21 protein-coding genes are annotated in these 24,638 nt (G+C 38.7%); 9 read left to right on the plus strand and 12 right to left on the minus strand.

The window, feature by feature from the left end; genetic code table 11:
* Position 1: 1 nt before the first annotated feature.
* The gene (locus tag ABLC00_RS13030; RefSeq protein ID WP_033846061.1) at positions 2 to 2,734 is read right to left on the minus strand and encodes a TonB-dependent siderophore receptor; all 2,733 of its coding nucleotides are present in this window, start codon (positions 2,732 to 2,734) and stop codon (positions 2 to 4) included.
* Between the two features lie 356 nt (positions 2,735 to 3,090).
* On the opposite strand from ABLC00_RS13030, the gene trpD reads away from it, so the two are divergent.
* From trpD to ABLC00_RS13045, 3 genes are read left to right on the plus strand one after another with little or no spacing between them, the layout of a single operon-like run.
* Positions 3,091 to 4,140 carry an anthranilate phosphoribosyltransferase gene (gene trpD / locus ABLC00_RS13035; RefSeq protein WP_009498528.1) on the plus strand — a complete coding sequence of 350 codons (1,050 nt, stop codon included), beginning with the start codon at positions 3,091 to 3,093 and terminating at the stop codon, positions 4,138 to 4,140.
* A 9-nt stretch (positions 4,141 to 4,149) separates the two neighbouring features.
* A complete protein-coding gene (gene trpC, locus ABLC00_RS13040) occupies positions 4,150 to 4,956 on the plus strand; it encodes an indole-3-glycerol phosphate synthase TrpC (protein ID WP_000608301.1) in 807 nt (268 codons plus the stop codon).
* Between the two features lie 9 nt (positions 4,957 to 4,965).
* Positions 4,966 to 5,661 (plus strand): Smr/MutS family protein, encoded by a 696-nt coding sequence (locus ABLC00_RS13045; RefSeq protein ID WP_004886105.1) that lies wholly within the window; start codon positions 4,966 to 4,968, stop codon positions 5,659 to 5,661.
* A gap of 10 nt (positions 5,662 to 5,671) precedes the next feature.
* Here ABLC00_RS13045 and xdhC read toward each other — a convergent pair whose 3' ends face one another.
* The 3 genes from xdhC to xdhA are packed head-to-tail and all read right to left on the minus strand — an operon-like array spanning position 5,672 to position 10,538.
* Positions 5,672 to 6,655 (minus strand): xanthine dehydrogenase accessory protein XdhC, encoded by a 984-nt coding sequence (xdhC, locus tag ABLC00_RS13050; RefSeq protein WP_004886103.1) that lies wholly within the window; start codon positions 6,653 to 6,655, stop codon positions 5,672 to 5,674.
* A gap of 6 nt (positions 6,656 to 6,661) precedes the next feature.
* Positions 6,662 to 9,037 (minus strand): xanthine dehydrogenase molybdopterin binding subunit, encoded by a 2,376-nt coding sequence (gene xdhB, locus ABLC00_RS13055; RefSeq protein ID WP_004886101.1) that lies wholly within the window; start codon positions 9,035 to 9,037, stop codon positions 6,662 to 6,664.
* Between the two features lies 1 nt (position 9,038).
* Positions 9,039 to 10,538 carry a xanthine dehydrogenase small subunit gene (xdhA, locus tag ABLC00_RS13060; RefSeq protein WP_033846064.1) on the minus strand — a complete coding sequence of 500 codons (1,500 nt, stop codon included), beginning with the start codon at positions 10,536 to 10,538 and terminating at the stop codon, positions 9,039 to 9,041.
* A gap of 261 nt (positions 10,539 to 10,799) precedes the next feature.
* Here xdhA and folE point away from each other — a divergent pair, with 261 nt between their 5' ends.
* Positions 10,800 to 11,348: a GTP cyclohydrolase I FolE gene (gene folE / locus ABLC00_RS13065; RefSeq protein ID WP_001187844.1), complete on the plus strand. Its 549-nt coding sequence runs from the start codon at positions 10,800 to 10,802 to the stop codon at positions 11,346 to 11,348.
* Between the two features lie 156 nt (positions 11,349 to 11,504).
* Positions 11,505 to 12,656, plus strand: coding sequence for an ADC family extended-spectrum class C beta-lactamase (gene blaADC, locus ABLC00_RS13070; protein ID WP_033854308.1), 1,152 nt, complete (start codon positions 11,505 to 11,507; stop codon positions 12,654 to 12,656).
* A gap of 67 nt (positions 12,657 to 12,723) precedes the next feature.
* Here the strand turns inward: blaADC and ABLC00_RS13075 are convergent, their stop codons facing one another.
* The 4 genes from ABLC00_RS13075 to hemE all read right to left on the minus strand — a co-directional run bounded on the left by ABLC00_RS13075 (position 12,724) and on the right by hemE (position 17,166).
* Positions 12,724 to 14,616 (minus strand): DUF4105 domain-containing protein, encoded by a 1,893-nt coding sequence (locus ABLC00_RS13075; protein WP_033846065.1) that lies wholly within the window; start codon positions 14,614 to 14,616, stop codon positions 12,724 to 12,726.
* 61 nt (positions 14,617 to 14,677) lie between these two features.
* On the minus strand, positions 14,678 to 15,148 hold the full coding sequence (locus tag ABLC00_RS13080) for a DUF3015 family protein (RefSeq protein ID WP_000914200.1): 471 nt from the start codon (positions 15,146 to 15,148) through the stop codon (positions 14,678 to 14,680).
* Between the two features lie 143 nt (positions 15,149 to 15,291).
* Positions 15,292 to 16,086 carry a DUF817 family protein gene (locus ABLC00_RS13085; RefSeq protein WP_033846066.1) on the minus strand — a complete coding sequence of 265 codons (795 nt, stop codon included), beginning with the start codon at positions 16,084 to 16,086 and terminating at the stop codon, positions 15,292 to 15,294.
* 6 nt (positions 16,087 to 16,092) lie between these two features.
* Entirely contained in the window at positions 16,093 to 17,166 is a 1,074-nt protein-coding gene (gene hemE, locus ABLC00_RS13090; RefSeq protein ID WP_033846067.1) for a uroporphyrinogen decarboxylase, read from the minus strand.
* A 305-nt stretch (positions 17,167 to 17,471) separates the two neighbouring features.
* On the opposite strand from hemE, the gene ABLC00_RS13095 reads away from it, so the two are divergent.
* Together ABLC00_RS13095 and ABLC00_RS13100 are read left to right on the plus strand one after the other, a co-directional pair.
* Positions 17,472 to 18,728, plus strand: a complete 1,257-nt coding sequence (locus tag ABLC00_RS13095; RefSeq protein ID WP_002052477.1) for a L,D-transpeptidase — start codon at positions 17,472 to 17,474, stop codon at positions 18,726 to 18,728.
* A gap of 186 nt (positions 18,729 to 18,914) precedes the next feature.
* Positions 18,915 to 19,601 (plus strand): pirin family protein, encoded by a 687-nt coding sequence (locus tag ABLC00_RS13100; RefSeq protein ID WP_004707698.1) that lies wholly within the window; start codon positions 18,915 to 18,917, stop codon positions 19,599 to 19,601.
* A 34-nt stretch (positions 19,602 to 19,635) separates the two neighbouring features.
* Here ABLC00_RS13100 and ABLC00_RS13105 read toward each other — a convergent pair whose 3' ends face one another.
* Positions 19,636 to 19,872, minus strand: coding sequence for a hypothetical protein (locus ABLC00_RS13105; RefSeq protein WP_079377406.1), 237 nt, complete (start codon positions 19,870 to 19,872; stop codon positions 19,636 to 19,638).
* 111 nt (positions 19,873 to 19,983) lie between these two features.
* Positions 19,984 to 20,607, minus strand: a complete 624-nt coding sequence (locus ABLC00_RS13110; RefSeq protein WP_002052706.1) for a transcriptional regulator — start codon at positions 20,605 to 20,607, stop codon at positions 19,984 to 19,986.
* 254 nt (positions 20,608 to 20,861) lie between these two features.
* Here ABLC00_RS13110 and ABLC00_RS13115 point away from each other — a divergent pair, with 254 nt between their 5' ends.
* Positions 20,862 to 21,830, plus strand: a complete 969-nt coding sequence (locus ABLC00_RS13115) for a threo-3-hydroxy-L-aspartate ammonia-lyase (RefSeq protein ID WP_033846068.1) — start codon at positions 20,862 to 20,864, stop codon at positions 21,828 to 21,830.
* A 106-nt stretch (positions 21,831 to 21,936) separates the two neighbouring features.
* On the opposite strand, the gene ABLC00_RS13120 is transcribed toward ABLC00_RS13115, so the two are convergent.
* Positions 21,937 to 22,491: a TetR/AcrR family transcriptional regulator gene (locus ABLC00_RS13120; protein WP_032010270.1), complete on the minus strand. Its 555-nt coding sequence runs from the start codon at positions 22,489 to 22,491 to the stop codon at positions 21,937 to 21,939.
* Positions 22,492 to 23,374: 883 nt separating this feature from the next.
* Here ABLC00_RS13120 and ABLC00_RS13125 point away from each other — a divergent pair.
* Complete coding sequence (locus ABLC00_RS13125; RefSeq protein WP_033846069.1) at positions 23,375 to 23,905, plus strand: hypothetical protein; 531 nt, start codon at positions 23,375 to 23,377, stop codon at positions 23,903 to 23,905.
* 461 nt (positions 23,906 to 24,366) lie between these two features.
* On the opposite strand, the gene ABLC00_RS13130 is transcribed toward ABLC00_RS13125, so the two are convergent.
* Positions 24,367 to 24,603 carry a hypothetical protein gene (locus tag ABLC00_RS13130; protein ID WP_033846070.1) on the minus strand — a complete coding sequence of 79 codons (237 nt, stop codon included), beginning with the start codon at positions 24,601 to 24,603 and terminating at the stop codon, positions 24,367 to 24,369.
* Between the last annotated feature and the right edge of the window lie 35 nt (positions 24,604 to 24,638).

Consider the following 24,638-nt stretch of genomic DNA (forward strand, 5'->3'; position numbering starts at 1 on the left):
CTTAAAATTTATAGTTAAACTCCAACCAACCTTGACGGCCGAATGGTGAATATGATCCTACCGGATAATACGGCCAACCGCCTGTGTCATCTCGTTTCACTTTGTCAAACAAGTTATTAATAATGATTGAAGCAGAAGCTTTTGGAGAGATTTGATAAGTACCACTCCAGTTCACCAAATACGTTGGGCTTAAATAGGCAGTCTGGTTACCATTTGGAATTTTGCCATAACGATTAACTAATACTGTTGAAGCCCAATCACCATAGCTCCAGCTGAGACTGGTATTAAAACGGTCACGCCAATCAGGAATAGTTAAATCTTTTAAATAGTCATCTTTCTCGTGATCTTTTGATTGTTGATATTCATGTTCTAGTACACGGCTATAATTTACCGTCCAGAGAAAGTTACCAAAACTGTCTGTTTTCCAGCGCCATCTACTAGTGAAATCAATCCCGCGGGTATGGTCTGATGCAGCATTAATCGGAACGATATTTATATTCTTAATCACATTTGGATCGACAACTGCATTTGCAGGGTTACGCTCTACACGTGCCAAAGCATCAATACAGGCCGCAGAGTTAATATCTTGGTTGCCTAAACGACAATCTGCTTCTAAACGTAGAATTTTGTCATCACTCAAATTTCTCACAAGATTATCAATTTTGATATCCCAGTAATCGATGCTAATGTCAAACTTATTGGTTGGCGACCAAACAAAACCTGCACCATAAGATTTACCCTCTTCAGGTTTAAGCTCTTTGTTTCCGGTTAAAGTGTAGTTCGCCCCAGGTGCGTAATCTTTAAAGCTACACTTATCTAAAGGTTGTCCCGTTTGGCTACAACGTAAATAATCGGTGGTCTTTTCGAAATAACCTTTTTGTTTATTTAAAAACAGATAGTTCATATCTGGTGCACGAAAGCTGGTCGCATAGTTACCGCGCACTAATAAAGTTGGATGTGGTCTAAACTCGAGACCCGAACCGAAAGTTAGCTTATCAATGCTGTTATCTGATAAAGCATAACGGTCATAACGTCCAGACAAGGTTAAATTTAATGGTTTTGCTAAAGGTAAGAATAATTCTGCGCCAAGTGCTTGGCGGGTACGTGTACCTCCATATTCGCCACTAGAGCTTAAATTATAATATTCACCATTTTCGATCGCCTGATCTGGTTTAATCGAAAAACCTTGACGCCCAATTTCAGCCACAGCCGCAAGTTTGGCAGTTCCTGCAGGTAACTTAAACACATCACCATTCGCGCTTAGGGTTAAACTTTGTGCCCACGACTTATCTTTTTCTTTTGTTGTGCCCGAAATGCTTTCAAATTCACTTGCTGTGAGTGGTCGACTTAAACGATCTAAATGAGGTGAATAAATGGGAATACCATCGGCATCTGTACCAAGTTGCTGACCTAAGAAATATTCATCAACATTCGAACGTAATAAGCCTTGGCGGTGTAGCTGACTAGTATAGATGGAACCATTATAGGCTGCTTCATAACTCCAGCTCGTCTCCCCAATATCGCCTCGAATTCCAAAATTTAAGTTCGAAGAAAGTTCTTTCCATTTTTTATTTATTCGTTCTACCCCACCTAATTCTTCAGGCGCAAAACGACGATTCCAAATTTCATAATTTCCCGAATCTTGATTTAGAAAATAACCACTCGATGCACCTAAAGAGGTCCATATCGGAATACGGGTATTGTTTTCAATTTGATTTGCCCCAATTAAAAAATCGGCAAATAGTTGGGTTTTATCATTTAACTCATAGTCTAAACCGAGATAACCATTTTGACTGCGATTTTGAGTTTGAACAGTCCAATAGGTTGGTCGTGCCAAACCACTGGCACAATTGTCCGCCCCTGCTTGCCCTATATTATTGACTGATCCGTTAAATAAACCATTAAAGGCCTGACACCCTCCAATTGAAAGGTATTTACCAGTATCGGCATTTTTCCGACCCACAATCGTGTCAGGTTTCTCCCCCAAACGAGTTCGACTTGACATAAAATCTCGATCGGCTGCCCATATCGGTTCACGACCACTGAGTTCAACTCCATAAACGAGACTAAGCTTGTCTAAAGTTTTACTACCACTCAGTTGTAAACGTAAATTTTCACCGCCTTCTTTGGTTCCGCCTGCCTTGATATTAAATTGTGTGCCGTCTGTTTTCTTTTTCAGAATAATATTCACCACGCCTGCAATTGCATCTGAACCATAAATTGCAGAAGCACCACCGTTTAATATTTCAATACGGTCAATAATGGCAGTGGGAATATTGGCTAAGTTTACGAAATTGACAGAGCCATCATACGGTACAGGATAGTCTGCAACCCGATGTCCATTAATCAAAGTCAAAGTATGATTGGGTCCTAAACCTCGTAAACTAATGGCATTAGCCGCAGGCGTAAACGTATTTCCATAATCGGCACCTTGTACAAAACCTGTGTTCTGCGTCAGGTTATTGAGTGCATCAAATGCATTACTAAAACCTTGTTTTTCAATATCGGCTGCGGTAATGACGGTCACACTGGTTGGGCCATCTTTTTGTGCTTTTGAAATTCGAGATCCTGTCACTGCAACACGAACTACTTTATCTGCTTTAGCTTGGTTTTGTGGTTGCTCTACAGCTTCTTGTGCATAACTTTCTAACGGATGAAACAGTGCAACAAATACGAAAATAAATGAGCGCTTATTTTTTAAAGCCCCTACATATTTCAAGTTATTTAAATACATATTTATTAGTAGAAAAAATAAAGATCGCCCTACTATATCCACTTTTATTTGGTTGATTTATACACATTTTTTCTAGATATATTGATGTTTAAGATATACCAAATGGTTAATTATTTATCATAAAAACTCACAACAAACTAAAACCTTTTTCAATAAATAAATTTTGTTTATGAATAGATTCAAAACCTTCTCTAATCAAAATTTTTAATTCTCTTATCGAACAGCAAAAATCTTTGATTATTTTCTGCTAACATAGCTCCCCTAGCTAGTGAATCATGGAACGCAATAGGCCGAACCTCCCACACTCGATCAACTTCACCTAAAAATTTTAATCATTAATGCTGTAAATCATGACTATGAATATCCAACAGGCGCTTAACCACATTACCAAGAACATTCATTTGACTCAGCCTCAAATGGAAGAAATTATGCGCAGCATCATGCAAGGTGAGGCAACCGAGGCACAAATTGGTGCTTTAATGATGGGCCTACGCATGAAAGGTGAAAGCATCGACGAAATGACAGCTGCTGCACGTGTCATGCGTGAATTTGCAATTAAGATCGATGTGAGTGATATCAAACATTTAGTTGATATTGTGGGAACTGGCGGTGATGGACAAAATTTATTTAACGTCTCTACTGCATCTAGCTTTGTGATTGCAGCAGCAGGTGCCACCATTGCAAAACATGGTAACCGTGGCGTTTCAAGTAAATCGGGTTCATCAGACTTACTTGAGCAAGCAGGTATTCACCTTGATTTAGATATGCAACAAACCGAACGCTGCATCCGTGAAATGGGTGTAGGTTTCTTGTTTGCACCAAACCACCACAAAGCCATGAAATACGCTGCTGGCCCACGTCGTGAACTTGGTATTCGTAGTATTTTTAATTTACTTGGCCCATTGACCAACCCAGCTGGGGTAAAGCGCTTTGTGATTGGTGTGTTTTCAGATGAACTGTGCCGTCCAATTGCAGAAGTGATGAAACAACTCGGTGCTGAACACGTTATGGTTGTTCATTCAAGAGATGGTCTTGATGAAATTAGTCTTGCAGCACCTACCACTGTTGCAGAACTCAAAGATGGCGAAGTTACTGAGTGGACACTTAATCCGGAAGATGTCGGAATTGAGTCACAAACTTTAAATGGTTTAGTGGTTGCTGATGCATCGGCGAGTCTAAAGCTCATTAAAGATGCTTTAAGCAAAAATAAATCCGATATTGGTGAAAAAGCAGCAAACATGATTGCGCTTAATGCGGGCGCAGGTATTTATGTAGCAGGCATTACCAAAACTTATGCTCAGGCTGTTACATTTGCGCAAGATATTATTTACGGCGGGCAAGCATTAGAGAAAATGAGTGTTTTAGCTGAATTTACTAAAACATTAAAACAATCTCAGGCAGATTAAGGACTTCTCATGATTAATATTCAAAATACCATTTTAGGTAAAATTGTTGACCGTAAACATGAGGAACTTGCTGCGCGTTTAAAACAACGTAATTTGCAAGATGTAGAAGAGCTTGCAAAAGCAGCGTCTCCGGTGCGTGGCTTTGCAAATGCTTTACAACATAAACGTCCGGGTGTGATTGCTGAAATTAAAAAAGCATCTCCATCAAAAGGAATCATTCGCGCAGACTTTAATCCTGCTGAAATTGCTCAGCAATATGAACAAGCTGGAGCAGCATGTTTATCAGTACTGACTGATGTGGATTTCTTTCAGGGTGCAGATGAAAATATTGCGATTGCCCGCAATCATTGTGCCCTACCTGCTTTACGTAAAGACTTTTTGGTCGACCCATATAATGTAGTTGAAGCACGTGCTTTGCATGCTGACTGTATTTTATTAATTGTTGCTTGTTTGTCTGACCAGCAACTCGAAGAAATGTCTAAAACAGCGTTTGAACATCAACTTGATGTATTGGTTGAAGTTCATGACGAAGAAGAGTTAGAGCGTGCCTTAAAACTTTCTGAGCAATGTTTACTAGGTGTGAATAACCGTAATTTAAAAACCTTTGATGTAGATTTAAATACGTCTATCCGCTTGAAAAAATTACTTCCGTCCTCACGTTTACTGATCACTGAAAGTGGCATTGCGACACCAGATGATGTGCGTATGATGCAAGAGCATGATATTCACAGTTTCTTGGTTGGCGAAAGTTTTATGAAACAACCACGTCCAGATCAAGCTTTTACTGCTCTTTTTGGACAACCTCAAACGGTTTAATGAAGATATATGAGTAATAAAGATTCATCGCTTTCTAAAGAGCAACAAAAGTTATTGAAGCAATTTAAAAAGCAAATCTCCAATCCTCATTCAAGCAAAATCGCAAATCAGCCTGGGTCTAAAAAATCTCAGGCTGAGACTGAAGAATTGGAAGATACATACCTGTTTCAACAGGCTGTTGCAGGTGTAAAACGCATCAACAATAGTAATATTGCCGATGTAAAAACACCTCGTGCCAAAAAAGTCGATGCACAAACTTTGGCAAAACGTGCAGCTGCCGAAGGTGGTCGTGATACCGAACATGCCGAGCTATCAGATACACAAGCTGCTTTAAATCCAGTCGCAAGCCAAGCAACGTTAAGCTATCGCATTGCGACCCTTCAACATAAGGTTTTTGAAGACTTAAAAGCAGGCAAGATGCGTTGGTTTGAAGCTGTAGATTTACACGGCTGTACCATTGAACAAGCACGTGACGCAGTTTTACAAATCATCCAGATGGCAAAAGATGAAAATCAGAATGTCATCAAAATTGTGCATGGTAAAGGCCCAGAAGCGGTCTTAAAAACCTATGTCAACGGATGGTTACGTCAACACCGCGATGTGTTGGCCTTTGTAAGTGCCCCTGAAAATCAAGGTGGAACAGGTGCCGTTCTCGTACTGCTTAAACGTGCAGAAAAAAATCCAAAATTCGAACAAAAAAAATGATCCTTTGGGATCATTTTTTTACATCAAACACCTGCAATAATTGAGCAACTACTGCAATGGCAATCGTTGCAGGTTGTTTCGATGAAATCCCCTCTATCCCGATCGGGCAAACCAAACGTTGTAATGTTTCCTGAGTATAACCTCGCACCTGCATACGTTTTTCAAAAATGGCCCTTTTACTCTTTGAACCAATCATCCCAACATAAGCAAATGGTTTTGCCGTAGGTTTTAAGGCTGTAAAACACAGTTGCAAATCTAGTTGATGATCGTGCGTTAAAATTAAAACTGCACCTGAACGGTCAAAATACTCTATCTCGGTGTCTAAGGTATCAGTTGTTATACAGTGCGCCTGTTGCAGTAAATCGGATGGGAAAATATCATCACGCGGATCAATCCATTTCACTCCAACACCAATAGGCAATAAACAACGAACAATTGCTTCACCCACATGCCCTGCACCACAAACCAGTACTTGCATGGCATAAGGCTGAATCTGCTGGCTAAATTGCCATTGCTCACTACTGCCAGAATGAAACTCGAAACTTGGTTGTTGTTCCATATCCATAGTTTGCCAAGTGGATGCATATTGATGTGAGACGTTACGCCATATATGCTTTCCAGCTCGCCATGCTTGGAAACTTCCAGACAAATCCGACGCAATTTCAGCGGGTAATATTTTTTCAAACAATAACCACATTACTCCGCCACAACACTGCCCAAGCCGAGCACTGAGGTTAAAACGTTCAATACGCCTTACACAAGTTCCCGTTTCACTTAACATTGCTTTAGCAATATCAATTGCCTGAAACTCTAAATGCCCCCCACCGATCGTATCTGACTGCTGCCATTGCTGTTGTAAATTAAACCGCAACAACATCGTTGCACCAACTTCTCGTGGTGTAGAACCATCAGCACGGACCACTGTGACCAATACCATAGGCAACGCATCGGCTTGCCAAGCTACAAAATCAGTCCACCATTGTAAATGTTGCATAATCTTCTACATTCTAGCTTGTGGACGATCTGCCAAAGCTTGTCCACGTCCAATAGCAATTGCACGTAAAATTTCTTCGGCAGTTGCCGGAGCATTGAGTACGAGCGGTGCATTTTCTGGAATAGCCGCCTGTACTGCCTGACGAATTGCAGAGAAAACAGATAATGCCAACATAAATGGCGGTTCACCTACCGCTTTAGAGCGATAGATAGTGTCTGTCTGATTTTGATTATTAAACAGTTTGACGTTAAAAATATGAGGAATATCTACACTGGTCGGTATTTTGTAAGTTGAAGGTGCATGGGTAAATAAACGGCCTGTGTGTGGACCCTGCGGCTGCCAATACAATTCTTCTGTCGTGAGCCACCCCATCCCTTGCACAAAACCGCCTTCAATTTGCCCAATATCAATTGCAGGGTTAATTGACTGCCCAACGTCATGCAAAATGTCGGTACGTAATACTTTCATTTCCCCAGTTAAGGTATCTATTGCAACCTCACTAACCGCTGCACCATAGGCATAATAGAAAAATGGGCGCCCTAAATGGTTGACCTGATCATAGTGAATTTCTGGCGTTTTATAAAAACCACTGTCCCATAGTTGTACACGTGCCATATATGCCCGTTGAACCAAGTCAGGAAATGTCCATGAATGACCATTCCCTGTTGAAACCATACTATCTTCAAACTGGACTTGGTCAGCTTCACTTTGACTTATTTCGGCTGCAAGTTTAGCCAGACGCTCACGAATTTTAATACAGGCATTTTGAACAGCTTTACCGTTTAGATCTGCGCCACTCGATGCTGCAGTTGCCGAAGTATTTGGTACACGAGAAGTATCAGTTGCAATTAAACGAACGCTATCGATTGGTAAACCCAACTCATGTGCAGCAACCTGCCGTACTTTGGTATATAGCCCCTGTCCCATTTCTGTACCGCCATGAGTAATAGAGACAGTGCCATCCATGTACACATAGACCAGTGCCCCTGCCTGATTGTAATGCACGGCGTTAAACGAAATACCAAACATTAATGGGGTTAACGCAATACCACGCTTAATGATGTCATTATTCTGATTAAAGGCATGGATGCTCTGTTTGCGTTTCGCGTAATCACTACTTTGCAATAGTTCGGCTACTAATTTTGGCGCAACATTATCACGAACTTCTGCCCCATAGTGCATACGGTCACGTCCAGCGCCGGGCTGCTCGGCAAAGAAATTGCGCTGACGAATTTCAACTGGATCACAACCTAAATAACGCGCAATGTCATCAATAATATTTTCAATGACAAACATGCCTTGCGGTCCACCAAAACCACGATATGCGGTATTGGAAACAGTATTGGTTTTACAACGCAAGTTACGTAGCTCAACTGCATTTAAATAATAAGCGTTGCCAATATGGCAAATCGCCCGTTCATTCACTGGCCCAGAAAGATCAGCCGAAAAACCACAGTTTGAAGCCAGTTGCACCTTTAAGCCTTGCAAAATACCAGTGTCATCAAAAGCCACTGACCATTCATAAGCAAAACCGTGACGTTTGCCTGTAGCACTCATGTCATCATCACGATCTAAGCGTAATTTACACGGACGGCCTGTTTTTTGCGCTGCCAAAGATGCAATACACGCCCACTGCGCCGACTGCGATTCTTTACCACCAAAACCACCACCCATACGACGGCTTTCCACACTCACCTGATGCATATTCATGCCTAGTGCATGACAAATTAGTAACTGCATTTCGGTTGGATGCTGTGTCGAGCAATAGACTTTTAAGCTCTGATTTTCTTGTGGAATCACATAGGAAATTTGCCCTTCTAGATAAAAATGCTCTTGTCCACCAACCTGAATATTCCCTGAAAGATGATGTGTTGCATTTTCAAAAGCCTGTTCAACGTCACCGTGGCTAAATTCAACAGGCGGTAGCACCCACGATTCTTTTTTAATCGCATCTTGAATCGTTAAAATCGGAGTTTCAGGCACATACTCAATTTTTGCTAAGCGAACTGCCTGATGGGCTTGCTGATAAGTGTCAGCAACAACCACAAACAAGGCTTGTCCATAAAACTCAACCTGCTCCTCTGCAAAAATTGGGTCATCTTTAACAATGGGTCCCCAATTATTTTCAACCTCAATATCCTTTGCCGAAAAAACTGCATGGACACCATCGGCCTGATGTACTGCCTCTAAATCAAACTTACTGATTTTGCCTTTGGCACAATTCGAAAATCCGACTGCCAAATGCAACGTATTTTCAAACTCGGGTAAATCATCAATATAAGTTGCCTGCCCCGTCACATGTAAATGCGCGCTCTCGTGTGGAATCGAATCACCTGCTTTAGCGGATTTTTTAGAAACCCTTAAGTCAATATTTTGATTCATGTCAGATCTCCACCATAGCAATCAAGTCATTTACTCGAGTGATTGTCCGAGACAGGACTTTTTCTACATAAAAACGCTGTAAACAGTTTTTCGCGACGTGTAAACGATATGCAGAACTAGCACGTCCATCATCTAAAGGCTGATAGTCTTGCGACAATGCTTCTTGTGCCTGAACGATCAATTCTGTTGTAAGTTGTTGGCCTTCCAATATGGCTTCTGTATATTTTGCACGTTTGGGAATAGCAGCCATGCCACCAAAAGCAATTTTCACATTGTGAGCGACACCATCATTATCTAGCTCACATGAAATGGCTGCACATACCGCAGAAATATCTTGCTCAAATCGTTTGGCAATTTTATAGCTGACAAATTTAAAACGTGTCTGCCCTTCACGAAGTGGAATAACAATCGTCTCAACAAACTCACCAAGTCGTAATGCTGTTTTTTGATAATCTAAATAAAAGTCTTCCAAAGCAATTTCACGGGTCTGCTCACCAACGCGCAAAATCAATCGCGTACCTAGCGTAATTAATGCCGGCATTGAATCGCCAATCGGCGAACCATTGGCAATATTTCCCCCTAACGTTCCTGCATTTTTAATAGGCATGGAAGCAAAACGGCGCTGTAATTCTTGAAAGTCGGGATAAAACTCTGAAATTTTAATGAGTGCATCACTCAAACTTACATTTGCCCCAATCGTTAAAGCATGGTCTGTGACTACAATCTTTTTGAGTTCTTCAACCTGACCGATATAAAGCATATCGCCCAAATCACGGCCCTGCTTTGTTACCCACAAACCGACATCGGTACTCCCTGCAACAATACGCGCATGCGGTAGCTGTAAACGTAAAGCAGCAAAATCTTGCAAAGTCTTGGGTGCAAAAAATTGCTGCTTTTGATCATTCAAATGCAGTGCGGGTAAAGCTTTGATCTCTTTTAATACATCAATTACTTTTTGACGCTTTAATGCCACACGTGGATAGTCATAAGCTTTTTGTGCTGCATCTAAAATAGGGCGATAACCCGTACAGCGACATAAGTTTCCAGAAAGATAATCACTGATTTTATCTTTGCTTGGGGGCTGTTGTTCATTTTCGTACATTGACCATAACGACATGATAAAACCGGGTGTACAAAAACCGCATTGTGAACCATGCATATCGACCATCGCCTGTTGTACCGGATGAAGCGTGCCATCTTGTACAGGCAATAAGCTATGAAGGTCTTCTACTGTAAATAGCGCTTTGCCATCTAACGTCGGTAAAAACTGAATACACGCATTCACGCTCCGCAATTGCAAGCTGTCATTGACCAACTCACCAATCACTACTGTGCATGCACCACAATCGCCCTCAGCACAGCCCTCTTTTGTACCAGTCTGTCTGGTTTTACCAGTTTGGGTATATTCTCGTAGAAACTGTAAAACCGTCATTGTGGGTAGAACATTTTCTACTTGCTGCTGACCGCCACGAAAAAAGAAGGTGATTGGACGTTCTGACATGTTTTATCCTTATGTTTTATAATAATGCTTTTGTGCAAATATGATGCCATGAAGCGATCATTTAGAACTTACCTATATTAAACGCACATTTCATATCCAACCACTTGACTCTTAACGATAAAAAACATGAATTTTATTCATCTTTTACTAAGCGTGCGCAAAACCAAAATAAATATAGTGTGAGGATTTATGAACATCACGGCATGTTTCTGATACAATGCCGAGCTTGTCTAATAGAGTAAATTTATACGTCTTATGTCAATGCAGCAATCGTACGCAAATATTCTGACTGCCGTCGGTGAAGATCTTAATCGTCCCGGCCTTAAAGATACGCCTGTGCGTGCGGCTAAAGCTTTTTCATATTTAACTTCTGGCTATAGTAAAACTTTAGAAGAAGTCACCAATAATGCTGTTTTCCCATCAGATAACCATGAAATGGTATTGGTGAAGAATATTGAATTTTATTCGCTCTGCGAACACCATCTCCTTCCATTCTATGGCCGTGTTCATGTTGCCTATTTACCAGAAGGCAAAGTGCTTGGCTTGTCTAAATTTGCACGTATTACTGAGATGTTTGCTCGTCGTTTGCAAATTCAGGAAAACTTAACTCAGCAAATCGCTGAAGCTGTTGCAGAAGTCACTGGCGCTCGTGGGGTTGCTGTAGTCATTGACTCTGCACATATGTGCATGATGATGCGTGGTGTAGGTAAACAAGAATCTACTACTCGTACAGTTTCATTTGTCGGAGATTTTAAAACCGATAAAGAAGCACGCCGTGAATTTTTAAGTGCTGTACCAGAAAGCTACTAATATAGTTTTACTGCAAAAAGCCCGACAATGTTGGGCTTTTTTTATAGCTGAACTCTATAAACCTTCAATCCAACTCTATAAAACATAACAATTAAATTAGATGATTTTTGTTATAAAAGTACGCATCTTTCTTTTTAAATGATTTATGAGCGAATCATGCGATTTAAAAAAATTTCTTACTTACTTTTACCTTCTCTTTTTATTTTTAATACCTCAATTTATGCGGGCAATACTTCTAAAGACCAAGAAATTAAACAATTGGTAGATCAAAATTTTAAACCCTTATTAGAAAAATATAATGTACCGGGTATGGCGGTAGGTATTATTCAAAACAATAAAAAATATGAAACGTATTATGGCCTACAATCCGTTCAAGATAAAAAAGCTGTAAATAGCAATACCATTTTTGAGCTAGGTTCTGTCAGTAAGTTATTTACTGCGACGGCAGGTGCTTATGCAAAAAATACAGGAAAAATCTCTTTTGATGATACGCCGGGCAAATACTGGAAAGAGTTAAAAAACACCCCAATTGATCAGGTCAATTTACTTCAACTTGCCACCTATACAAGTGGTAACCTCGCTTTGCAATTCCCAGATGAAGTACAAACAGATCAACAGGTTTTAACTTTTTTTAAAGATTGGAAACCTAAAAACCCAATCGGTGAATATAGACAATATTCAAACCCAAGTATTGGCCTATTTGGGGAAATAGTTGGTTTATCAATGAAGCAGCCTTTTAGTCAGGTCTTGGAAAAAACGATTTTTCCGGACCTTGGCTTAAAACATAGCTATGTCAATGTGCCTAAAACTCAGATGCAAAACTATGCATTTGGTTATAACCAAGAAAATCAGCCAATTCGAGTTAACCCTGGCCCACTCGATGCCCCAGCATACGGCGTCAAATCGACCCTACCCGACATGCTGAGCTTTATTCATGCCAACCTGAACCCACAGAAATATCCGGCAAATATTCAACGTGCAATTAATGAGACGCATCAAGGTCGCTATCAAGTAAATAGTATGTATCAGGCACTCGGTTGGGAAGAGTTTGCTTATCCGGCAACGTTACAAACTTTATTAGACAGTAATTCAGAACAGATTGTGATGAAACCTAATAAAGTGACTGCTATTTCAAAAGAACCTTCAGTTAAGATGTACCACAAAACTGGTTCAACAAATGGTTTCGGAACCTATGTCGTATTTATTCCTAAAGAAAATATTGGTTTAGTCATGTTAACCAATAAACGCATTCCAAATGAAGAACGCATTAAAGCAGCTTATGCTGTGCTAAATGCAATAAAGAAATAATTTTTCCCTAAAACAAAAAGAGAGAAATAGTCTTCATCTATTTCTCTCTTTTTTATGAATATATGATTTAAAAGAACCAAACATATCCAAGACTTGATTTCATCCAGTCCAGATGATTCTGTTTTTCATAATCCCAATTAAGCCGAATAGCATTATTGCTATTAATGGCATATTGCCACTGTGTATTTAAACGTAAGTTCCATTGGTTTTTGTCTTCCCAATATGGCAACTCCACTTGCACCACTGAGTTAAACTTTTCAAACCATTGATTCATACACCCTAATGTCGGCCCTACTCCTACACGCCAACCTTTATCTAAATTTGAACCCGCTTGGAGGTAAGTTTGTACCTGCCCATAGCAAATATGTTTGCGCTCATAATCTGCAAGACTGTAACCAACCTGAGCATTAAAACTCGCGACGCCATGCTGCTTTTCATCACTATAAACACCGTCATGAACCGCTTCCTGACGCCAACCTAAGTTAAATCCCCAAGTCAGCGGTGTTTTAAATGGTTGAATCGGGTTATAGGAGTTCACTTCTAACAGATCAAGATGCTCAAGTTTTAGATGATCGTTACGCCACTGCGCATTACCATTTAAAAATAATAATTGAGTACCGGCACGGTATCCGCCTTGAGGATCTATTAAGTCATGATAAGCCTGTCTATGACCTATCTCGATAAACTTGTCACCTTGCACTTCGCCCAGTTTTAGCGAAACATTACGTGCATTATGCCCTTGTGTTGGCTCCGTAGAAGGTCGTTTCGGTTCTTGGCGCTGTTTATCTAAATCAATCTGACTTCGTAGTGCTAAAAGCTGTCTAAGCTGTGGCTGGGCAAAGCTTTCTTCAACTTTGCGACCAATAAATTGTAGATATAAATCATCGTAAGCCATCTCAAGAATTTTGGCCTGATCTGATGGGCTAAATGATTTAAGTGTTTCTGTAGACTGTTGAATTGGCTTCATTGCTACTTGATGAGCAACTTTTGCTAAAGACGCACCATGTTGATGAGCTTGGGCCAATAATTGAGTTTCTAAAGCGGGTCGATAAACAGGAGCTTTGGTGAGTCCTTGCTGTTGCATCGCTTTAATGGTTTCCATTGGAATAGAAGCATAATTAAACTTTTCTTGTAGATGAGACTCAGGTTTAACTAAATCGACTAAGCCCAGTAACCGATAGGCACAGTTGTCACTTACAAAGTAATAAGGAAAGCTCACATGTTGCATTTCCCAAATATGGCTCACCAAAAAACGTGTTTCTTCAGGGGATAGATTTAACTCATATTCCCATAAATCACGGCTTTCAAAATCACCATACTCTTTTACCTTACGATAATAAGGCATAAGTGAATATTCACCCGGATACTGCCCTGTTAAGCCTTTCCAAGCATATGACCAGTTGTCATTGCCTGCGACAGTGGCCGCATAATTTACAGCGTAAGAAACGAGGTTTAACTGCTTTTGATCTTTAGGGTCTAAACGCAATAAGGTATGTCCAAACATTGAGCTTGGATTGCCCATAAAATCAGTCGCATAAATTAAAGTCGCTTTATAAGGCTTAATCTGGCCAATCCAGTTTTCAAACTCTGAACATTTTACTTGCGGCAATTCATTTTCCTGAATGCCTAATTGCTTTATAAGCCACTGACTACGTGCCGGAAATTTACAACGTATTGACTGGTTGTCTGGGGCTGGTGTAAATAATGCAGCGATATCAGCTTTCTGTTCTTCTTTTAAATTATTTTTCCCATTTGCAGCAATAAAATAACCTGAATAACTTACTTCACTCTTCTGGTTTTTATTGGCATACATGAGCCGTTGCCATGTAATGTCTTGATCTAATTTTTTTTGTTCTGCAATAGACCAGTAGTTTTGAATAGATGGATTTATTTCTGCTGAATACGCAATATTAACTGCCAATGAGGCAAAAATTAAAGCAACCGATTTCATTAAGCTCATCAATTTTTATCATTAAATATAAGAAAAACCCTGCCAAATGGCAGGGTTTTCAATTTCAAACTTATACGTAAGCTTTTAAAACTTCGTCTTTAGCCATTACGTTTTGTAATGATGCTAATACTTGAAGTGTGTTTTGGTTGTTTGTTGAATAGATTTCACCGAAGTTTGCTTTTGAAACTTTGAAGAAACGGTCTTTGTCTTGTGGTTTAATTTGCATTAACTCAGCAAGTACGTTCAGGCTCTCACCTTGGCCTACAGCCATATCACGCGCTAAAGCTTCTGCATTTTCATTTGTGAAGGTAACAACTTGAGCTGTTACTGTTCCGCCTTGACGGCAACCTAAAGTACCGAAAGTAATACCTAATAATTGGTTAGTAAAAATACCGTTTGTTGTTGCAGCAAGAATTTTAGGCACCACTCCTTTTTGGCCAGCCCATACTTGCGTACCCACACCACAACCTACATCGTTATCAGCCATAGCAACACTTGAACCAGCTGCTAACAAAGCAGCTAAAGCTAATTTTTTTAACATAGATGTATATCTCCAAAATCATTATTGATTGTTTCTTATGTATTGTTATATGTAACTATTGTTACACCCTTCAAAGATAGCGATATGCTTGTCATTTAGCAATTAAAAATTAAATAATATGATAAAAAGTAAAAAGGAAATTTTTATTTTAAATTCCAATTACCTTGATTATCTCGATGACCTAATATTTTAAGAACTAATACTAAACTTAGTAGTAATAATAAATACCATGAACCAAGTTTACCCCATCCCACCATATGCCAAGCATTGATCTGACTTGGATAAACCCAAATTTTATAAAATGTACTAATATTTTCAGCAACCCAAATTATGAATGCGAGTGTTACCAACACAGGGAGCATTGGAGTTTTAAACTTACGTTCACTTATTTGAAAATAAAGTGTAGTTTTCCAGAAAATATAAACACTAAAAGCAAATAAAATATAGCGAATATCTGGTATAAAAAATTTACTCATAAAATTAATATATGAGAAAAATGCGAGAAAAAGCATACTTCCAAAACTTGGAAGTTTTTCAAAAGAAACTTGAAATAAACGGATTGAGCGAGCAAAAAAGCTACCTACAGCCGAGTACATAAAGCCTGCAAATAAAGGCACAGTAATAATTTTAAACACAGCAGGCTGCGGATATTGCCATGAAGCAATGCCAGGGTGTGTCAAAAAGATTTCCATGACCATTGCCATGATATGAAATAAAGCAATGACCTTGGCTTCTTGCCAAGACTCAAGCTTTAAATACAACAGACAAATCTGAATAATGAGCGCATAGATGAGTAAATAATCATAACGATAAAAACCCATATATTCATGGCTTCCCATCGGCGCAGTTAGGGCAAAAGCAATGAGAAGTAAAATACCAAACAAGGCTGCCGAAACAGCCTTGCCAATAAATTGTAAGGTTAAAGAGAGATATTGCACAAAAAACTATCCTAGATATTTAGCACTATACTCATGTACCGTATCTACAAAGATTTTTGGCTGGGCCGGATCTACCCATTGGGTAATGCCATGGCCTAAGTTTGCAACATAGCCCGTCTTCTCACCATTTGCATAAGCATCATCTAGCATGGCTTTCACTGCTTTTTCAATTGAAGCCGCTGAACCATATAAAACAGCCGGATCAAGGTTTCCTTGTAGGGCAACACGGCCTGCTACAGTTGTACGAGCTGTATTTAATGGTGTAGTCCAGTCTAAACCTAATGCATCTGCACCTGTTGTAATCATTGGCTCTAGCCACTGACCACCACCTTTAGTGAATACGATGACAGGAATACGGCGTCCATCTTTTTCACGTTGCAGACCTGCAATAATCTTTTTCATATAGTTCAGCGAGAACTCTACATATTCACGGTGTGCTAAAGCCCCGCCCCAACTATCAAAGATTTGAATTGCTTGAGCGCCTGCATCAATTTGCGCATTTAAGTAGTCAATGACTGAATCTGCTAAATGGTCAAGCAACGCATGCAAAACTTCAGGCTGGGCATACATCATTTGCTTGGTAAAACGGAACTCTTTGCTTGACCCACCTTCAACCATATAAGTCGCCAGTGTCCAAGGGCTACCCGAAAAACCAATGAGTGGAACTTGTCCACCTAAAGCAGAGCGAATTGTGCTTACTGCGTTCATGACATAATCAAGATCAGATTTAGCATTTAACTTCGGTAAGTTTGCTACATCTTGTTCAGTACGTACCGTTTTATGAAACTTAGGGCCTTCGCCTGTTTCAAAATAAAGGCCTAGTCCTAACGCATCTGGAATCGTTAAAATATCTGAAAATAAAATTGCTGCGTCTAAATTGTAGCGACGCAAAGGTTGTAAAGTTACTTCACAAGCAAACTCTGTATTTTTGCATAAAGATAGAAAGTCACCAGCTTTTGAGCGTGTTTCCCGATATTCAGGCAAATAACGTCCTGCTTGGCGCATCATCCATATTGGAGTGGTATCTACAGGCTCACGTAATAAAGCACGTAAGAAACGATCATTTTTAAGTGTCGTCATTGCCGATCTCTATCTTTTTCATGTGGCAGCATCATATCAAAAAGGTGAATGTTTTTATAATTTCAATTTCATACAAAAAACTTGTCAATCTACTAAAAAATGCATATTTACACAAAAGTCTACTGCAAGAAGCTCGGTTTTCTGCAATACTTGCAACATGTTACATCGGGTTTATTGATCTTCCTTTAATGATTAAATTCACCAATACTTAAATACGCATACATTGCGTTATCGGTGATTTTATAAACTTTAGGATCAGTCTCCTTACCCTATTGCTTATATGAAAATTCTTAAGGTTGAATTACATGTTTGTTCGCTCATTACTCGCTATGAGTTTAAGTTGTATTATTGCTAATGTTGCTTTGGCTGCGTCAACAACTGAGCAACCAGTCACTCCTAAAAAAGTATCTGCTCCTGTAGAAGATCCGATTGATCCGCTTGCTGTAGATGCTGCTTCAACTGTTAAAGCCCAAACTCAAGCTCAAGCCCAGACACAGATTACAGCTCAAGAACAAAATGACTTAAATCGAGCGTCTACAACATTACAAAATTTACAAAAAGCTGAAGATCCAAATGCCGATTCAGGTATTGCGGCTTCAGAACCAACAGCGCCAGCTAAAACAACAACAGCATCTAAGACTGCTACTTCTGCTCCAGCCGTTTCATGGACATTAGATGGCTTAAACAATGCTGAGTGGTACGAAAATATTGGTAAAGGTCAATTACCAGTTTATGCACGTGCCCATGTCATGCTAAACAATGCGCATGCTTCACCGGGTGCAATTGATGGCATGAGCGGTAAAAACACGCTTAAAGCAATTGCATCTTTCCAGCAAATGAATGGTTTATCACCTACTGGTGAACTTACTAAAGAAACTTGGGATGCACTTGTTGCAAAACAGACAAAACCAGCATTTATTGAATACACCATTACTGATGCAGACCTCAAAGGTCCATATGCTGAGTCAATTCCTTCTGACTATGCATTACAAGCCAAAATGAAAGGTTTGTATTACACTCGCGTGAGTGAAATGTTGGGCGAGAAGTTCCATATTGACGAAGGTTTCTTAAAGAAACTAAACCCAAAAGCAACCTTCAAAAAAGTTGGTGAGAAAATTATTGTTCCTAACGTACGCAATGACTTACCAGAAGACATTCATTTAATTATTGCGCATAAAGGTGCTAAACAGTTGTATCTGTTTAATAGCCGCAATCAAATGATTGCCTCATTTCCTGCAACAATTGGCAGTACTGATACGCCATCTCCGACCGGTACTTATAAGGTAGTGGGTGTTGCGCGTAACCCTTGGTATAGCTATTCACCTTCGAACTTCGTACAAGGTAAAAACTTAAAACCACTTTCTTTACCACCAGGTCCTAACGCTCCTGTAGGTAACATCTGGATTGGTTTAAGTAAAAAATCATTCGGTATTCACGGTACACCAAACCCGTCTTTAATTTCTAAAACTGCATCACACGGTTGTATCCGTTTAACAAACTGGGATGCTAACGATTTAGGTAATAAAGTACGTTCAGGTGTCACTGTTAAATTCTTAGAATAATCTTTTAAAAGAAAAAGCCTGCCTTATGCAGGCTTTTTTTATATCTAAAATTTAAAACGAAAATTTCTAGATGCCTTGATCATATTAAAAACGCAACAATATGTTGCATCTACTCTATTTTTAGCTTGTTTCTACAGGTTTAACATAGTCCTCAAGAGATCAATAATAATTTGAGGAGATCGAGTCATGAATGCTTATTTGCATCGTAGTGAAGATCGTGGTCATGTTAAAGCAGGTTGGTTAGAGTCTTACCATAGCTTTTCATTTGGTAACTGGTATAACCCTAAATATATGGGTGTAAGTGCATTACGCGTGATTAATGACGACCAAATTGATGCCCATAATGGTTTCGGCACTCACTCTCATGACAACATGGAAATTTTAACATGTGTGCTCGATGGTGCAATTTCACACCGTGACACGATGGGAAATGAAGGCCAAATTAAGGCAGGTGAATGGCAACTTATGAGCGCTGGTACAGGCGTGGCTCATAGTGAAATTAATAACACTGATACACCCGTACATCTCTTACAAATATGGATTATTCCAGACGTAAAAGAAGCCGAGCCAAATTACCAACAAATTAGTTTGGACCCACGTAAAGATCCAAATAAATGGCATTTAATTGCAGGTCCCGATGCAAATGCCCCAATGCACATCCGCCAAAACGCAGAGGTCAAATCTGCTGTATTGGAAAAAGGAAATGAACTTCCTGTTGAAACATCAAAACGCGTAAATTACGTTCATGTCATTTCAGGTGTAATTCGTATTGGTGATCAAGAAGTTAAAGCGGGTGATGCTTTAGTGTTTGAAGATAACGCCGTGATTCATGCACTTGAAGACAGCCAATTCATTTGGTTTGATTTACCTTAAATAACTAAAAGCCCTTTTATATAAAAGGGCTTTTTTAATCGCTTCCTCCGCCCCCATCGCAACTCCCTGAGTCTGAAGACGATGAACAATCATTTGAATAATTAGAGCTATGATGATGACTAGAACTATTATCGTGTAAATGATGTGTTGAAGATGAATAATCATGATCACTCGATGGTGAATAACTTTTTAAATTTCTGAGTAGCGCGATTAAACAGATCAGTCCAATACTCGAAAAAATGGCTATAAATATAATAATAAATAACTTCAAATAACGACCTCCTTGATTAGGCTATAGAGATACTTGTTGTGTCCCTATCCATTTATTTAAATGAGCTATGTTGAATAAACAAGTTGTTTTTTGGTAGATAAGATAAATCTATTAAGTTTCTTTTACATACAAATAGGCACTGGCTCTTGATATACCTAAATGTTGTGCCACTGTCTCGACAGCCTTTTTAATATCTAACAAACCGTTATTTTTTAACTCATGTACTAATTGTTTACGCTCATTGAGTTTTAACATACGCGGTGTCGTAGCATGCTTTGAGGCAAATTGGTCAATATATCTTCGAATTGCCTCTGTACCATTCGGTTCTAAATTTTCAATAATGTTGTCAGTTTCAATTTTAGTAAACTGCTCTAAAGCGCTTTGCATCCCCCTAAATAGGGTTAAATCAATATTCATACATAAAGCGGCTACATACTGACCTTCTTCATCTTTAATTCCAATAGACGTACTTTTGGCGGGCCGACCATCAGCAAACTGGTTTGCATAGTTTGAAATGAGGTTTGGAAACTCTGGAGACATGATTCTAGCCAGCCCTAACTCGGTTGCCGGATCTCCAATTTTTCGACCAGATAAATTGTTATGTATAGAGAGTATGGCATGCTCAGGATTTGTTAAGTCATGGACAACGACCTCACAAAAAGGAAATAGCGTTTCACTTAACCCCTTCGCGATGGTATCTAGTTGAGTGAGCAAATGTTTATCACGATTTCCCAAGGTATTTCCTCCAAATGACTTACTTACTATTTCAAACTTTAGAATGAAACATGTAATAGTAATTTAGACTTTTTATCTAATTTTAAACTTAATGTAAATCAAAATCTTATATCTCATTGTTATCACGTTAGAAAATAAAATTAGACATTTTATCTAAATATATATATTTTATCTAAACAAGACTACTATCTTGTGTATTCCTTGAGCAATACCAAATCTTGCATCCGAAAACATGAATAGAATTAGGTTTAATTATGAAAAATTTAACCCTTCCCACTTATGAAGATGTCGCAGCCGCTGCTGAACGTATAAAAGGTTTTGCAAATAAGACTCCTGTTTTAACTTCACGCACTGTTAATAATGAATTTGAAGCAGAAGTATTCTTTAAATGTGAGAATTTTCAGCGAGTTGGTGCTTTCAAATTTCGTGGTGCAATAAATGCGCTTTTACAATTCAATGAAGCTCAGAAGAAAGCTGGCGTGGTCGCTTTCTCTTCGGGAAATCATGCACAAGCGATTGCGCTCGCATCAAAAATTCTTGGTATTCCAGCAACAATCATCATGCCTAAAGATGCCCCTGCTGCAAAAATGGCAGCGACCCGAGAGTACGGCGGTAATATTGTTGAATTTGACCGTTATACCGAAGATCGGGAAAAAATTGGTAAAGAGATTGCCGAAAAAAATGGCCTGACACTCATTCCATCTTATGACCATCCGCATGTGATTGCGGGTCAAGGAACTGCTGCAAAAGAGTTATTTGAAGAAGTGGGTGATTTAGATTACCTGTTTGTATGTTTAGGTGGTGGCGGTTTATTGGCAGGTTCTGCCCTCTCTGCTCGCCAGCTTTCTCCGAACTGTAAAATATATGGCGTTGAACCTGCTTTAGGAAATGATGGGCAAATGTCTTTTAGAAAGGGAGAAATTGTTCATATTGATACGCCACAAACCATTGCCGATGGTGCTCAAACGCAATATTTAGGCAAATTAACATTCCCTATAATTCAGCAAAAAGTTGATGATATTTTGACAGTCACAGATGAAGACCTCATTAGCTGTATGAAGTTTTTTGCTGAAAGAATGAAAATGGTCGTTGAACCAACAGGATGTCTTGGTTTTGCTGCTGCGCGTAATTTAAAGCATGAGTTAAAAGGCAAACGTATAGGCATCATTATTAGTGGTGGCAACGTTGATATTTCTAAATATATAGAGTTTTTATCTGCTTAATAAAAGTCGGTGTCTATCTATGATGTTAGGTAAAGCTTCATAGATAGACATCCAATCTGTATTAACTTTTCGATTTATTTCGTCTTAATTTAAATAAAATTTAGTGTTAAATCAGTCCTCGCAGAAAATACTCAAGCATCTTCTCTTTTTGAGTTGTCTTATCTGAACTTAAAAGCTGAATAATGGCGCCCTCAATCATATATAAAAAGAGTTTGGCATCGGTAAAAGAAGCATCGGTTTTAAGTAATCTAAGCTGGCTATAAACTTCATTGGTCAGCCATGTTCTGTATCTCACCGCGGTTTTATAAGCTTTTGGATAACTATTTTTAGTTTCAAAAATAGCCTTAAATAATAAATAGTACGGGCCTTCTAGGTCGGTATGTAGAACATACAACTTCTTGAGTTTATCGATTGTGCTTGTGTCATGGTCATATTCGACCAGTGCAACCACTTGGTCTTGGAGGCGTTCTTTTTGTACGATTAAACAGATTTCGATGAAGCGTTCTTTAGAGTGAAAATAATTATAAAACGTCATTTTATTCACTTCGGTTTCTTTCACAATTTTGTCGACACCGACCATGTGAAACCCACCGTGATGGAACAAATTTATTCCTTTTTTTACAACTTCTAAAGCACGTGTTGGGAGAATAAAATTTGGCATAGTTTTACCGTTATAAAAATAAATTTTTGTTGTATATAAATGAGATAAAAAAAACCTGTGCCCTTTCTGGGAGAAAAAAAGGCACAGCAAAGCCTATAAAGACTGTGCTTGGCACATCTCAAGTTTTATTGTTGATGCAAGTTTTTTGAGCCGTAATGACTTAAAGCCTGAAAACCCTATAGGTCATCAAGCTGCTTTAAATTTTTAAGTGGTGTCGTTATAGCTTTTGGCAACGGCTGCCAAGAAATAATGGATGTGCAAAGCCAACTCCTTTTTATAGGGAGTTCTGCCAGACATTTATAGAATTATGGTGGCAGAACGGAAGAAGGTTGACAGACTAGTAATAACTCAAACTAGCACACCCGAAGGTGTCCCTCTCCCGTCCTACCGCTACGGGAGGGAACGAGTGGTCCACCACACACAAAACTATTCCTCAGAAGGAAAAGCTCTGATGCGGGAGTTATTATTCAGCCTGTCAAAGCCGGCTGGCAATGTGGCCAGCAGGCAAAGAATAGTGCCCAACCCTTCCGCAGTCAAGCACACAAAATGACATTTGCTTTAAATTAGATCATTAAAAAGTAAGGATAAATAATGGATAAGTGATTGTTAAATGAGGGTTTATAAAGGGTGGTTTTTGGGGGTATAGGGTTTTGAAAATATGTATTTTGCGCTAAATAGCTTTCAAACAATATCAGCTTGTACACATAAAGCTACTTATGCTGTAGTAGATTACAAAATCAATGCTTATTGACTATGGCAAATTTCTTAGCGATCTTAAAAGCACTAATTAAATAAATTGATGTTACAACTTCCTCATCAGAGGTGAGCTTCTTTTCAATTGAATGTAAAATCATAACAAGTTATAGAACCAATTGAGAAATAAATGTTCATTGAAATAATTAAAATTGCAACACCTTACATTTTAGCATTCATTGTTTATTTAGTTTGGCATGTTCAAAAAGAAAAAGAAGTAATATCTTCAGAGGCTAGAAACTTACTTAATTTACTGAATAATTATAATAATGAATCTAGACGATTTGAAAAGGAAGTGGAGAGAACTTACAGAAAAGAAACTTTGGAAGAAAAAAGTAGTTCTGTTAGTTTTTTAGATGATGAATTAAATAAATTATTTGATCTTCATGAGGAAATTTTTAATTCTATTGATTTTATTAGTTCGTCAGTCCTAGATGTAGATCTTTTTGATCACACTAGAAATTACCTTGATGCGGTAATAAAAATATTAGAGCAGTATTCCAAATGTCGTTCACATGAAAAATATTTTGAAATCAAAGATAATTTAAAAAAAGATAGAAAAGTTATATTAGAGGAGACTTATAAGTTAAAGAAAGTGATATTGACCCATGTACTATTTAGGAAAAAATATTTTCTTTCCTTACTGAGAAGATCATTTTAATAAATATTATTGATATGAATTGAACACTAATAATTAGTAGTTAAAATAAAGAAGGAGAGAATTTTGGCTAATCCATGAGGTATACCACACAATATTGAAAAATTAGTTTTGGAACGTGACAAAGACTGTGTCTATTGCGGTTGTGAGTTTGGAACCGGAAGATCAAAAAAGGTCATGGGAACAATCATCAATGACATCAAAATCACCACATTAGATAATATCCCCTTATGTTGTGTTGGTTTCAATGCTTCCAAAAATAATAAAAAAATTAAGTATTTGGTTTTATTATAAAAATTCCCATAAACGTGGAATTACTTCCAATACTATTGCAGAAGTAATTAGAGTGGCTCTAAAATTGTAAAAAGCCCGCAACTAGGCGGACTTTTGACTTTCGGTGAAACGTCTACATGAATGAAATTAAATTGAGTGGGTAGTTCTGCTCACCCATTCACGTATAGGAATCAACAAATACGCCCTGCTCGACCAATGGCATTAATTAAGTGCTTATAAGTTTCGCTCTTTTTATTCTCAAAGTTCTTTTCAAGTTTAATTAGATGCTCAACTGCAAACGATCCACCGGCTTCTCCAAGTGCATCCAATACCTGCTTATAAGTTTCGCTCTTTTTATTCTCAAAGTTCTTTTCGAGTTCTATTAGATACTCAACTGCAAATGAATTTCCGTCATTTTCAAAAGTCATTTTTTCCTCTATTTAAAAAGATTTCTCCCTACCAA

Origin of the sequence: Acinetobacter nosocomialis (assembly GCF_041021905.1) — a bacterium.
GTDB lineage: Bacteria > Pseudomonadota > Gammaproteobacteria > Pseudomonadales > Moraxellaceae > Acinetobacter > Acinetobacter nosocomialis.

Excerpts from the sequence above, each read along its gene's own strand:
- trpD (WP_009498528.1), top strand. The coding sequence starts at position 3,091 with ATGAATATCCAACAGGCGCTTAACCACATTACCAAGAACATTCATTTG.
- ABLC00_RS13100 (WP_004707698.1), top strand. The coding sequence starts at position 18,915 with ATGAATGCTTATTTGCATCGTAGTGAAGATCGTGGTCATGTTAAAGCA.
- ABLC00_RS13095 (WP_002052477.1), top strand. The coding sequence starts at position 17,472 with ATGTTTGTTCGCTCATTACTCGCTATGAGTTTAAGTTGTATTATTGCT.
- xdhA (WP_033846064.1), bottom strand. The coding sequence starts at position 10,538 with ATGTCAGAACGTCCAATCACCTTCTTTTTTCGTGGCGGTCAGCAGCAA.
- trpC (WP_000608301.1), top strand. The coding sequence starts at position 4,150 with ATGATTAATATTCAAAATACCATTTTAGGTAAAATTGTTGACCGTAAA.
- folE (WP_001187844.1), top strand. The coding sequence starts at position 10,800 with ATGCAGCAATCGTACGCAAATATTCTGACTGCCGTCGGTGAAGATCTT.
- xdhC (WP_004886103.1), bottom strand. The coding sequence starts at position 6,655 with ATGCAACATTTACAATGGTGGACTGATTTTGTAGCTTGGCAAGCCGAT.
- ABLC00_RS13045 (WP_004886105.1), top strand. The coding sequence starts at position 4,966 with ATGAGTAATAAAGATTCATCGCTTTCTAAAGAGCAACAAAAGTTATTG.
- ABLC00_RS13030 (WP_033846061.1), bottom strand. The coding sequence starts at position 2,734 with ATGTATTTAAATAACTTGAAATATGTAGGGGCTTTAAAAAATAAGCGC.
- ABLC00_RS13120 (WP_032010270.1), bottom strand. The coding sequence starts at position 22,491 with ATGCCAAATTTTATTCTCCCAACACGTGCTTTAGAAGTTGTAAAAAAA.
- ABLC00_RS13080 (WP_000914200.1), bottom strand. The coding sequence starts at position 15,148 with ATGTTAAAAAAATTAGCTTTAGCTGCTTTGTTAGCAGCTGGTTCAAGT.
- blaADC (WP_033854308.1), top strand. The coding sequence starts at position 11,505 with ATGCGATTTAAAAAAATTTCTTACTTACTTTTACCTTCTCTTTTTATT.
- ABLC00_RS13115 (WP_033846068.1), top strand. The coding sequence starts at position 20,862 with ATGAAAAATTTAACCCTTCCCACTTATGAAGATGTCGCAGCCGCTGCT.
- ABLC00_RS13130 (WP_033846070.1), bottom strand. The coding sequence starts at position 24,603 with ATGACTTTTGAAAATGACGGAAATTCATTTGCAGTTGAGTATCTAATA.
- hemE (WP_033846067.1), bottom strand. The coding sequence starts at position 17,166 with ATGACGACACTTAAAAATGATCGTTTCTTACGTGCTTTATTACGTGAG.
- xdhB (WP_004886101.1), bottom strand. The coding sequence starts at position 9,037 with ATGAATCAAAATATTGACTTAAGGGTTTCTAAAAAATCCGCTAAAGCA.
- ABLC00_RS13125 (WP_033846069.1), top strand. The coding sequence starts at position 23,375 with ATGTTCATTGAAATAATTAAAATTGCAACACCTTACATTTTAGCATTC.
- ABLC00_RS13075 (WP_033846065.1), bottom strand. The coding sequence starts at position 14,616 with ATGAGCTTAATGAAATCGGTTGCTTTAATTTTTGCCTCATTGGCAGTT.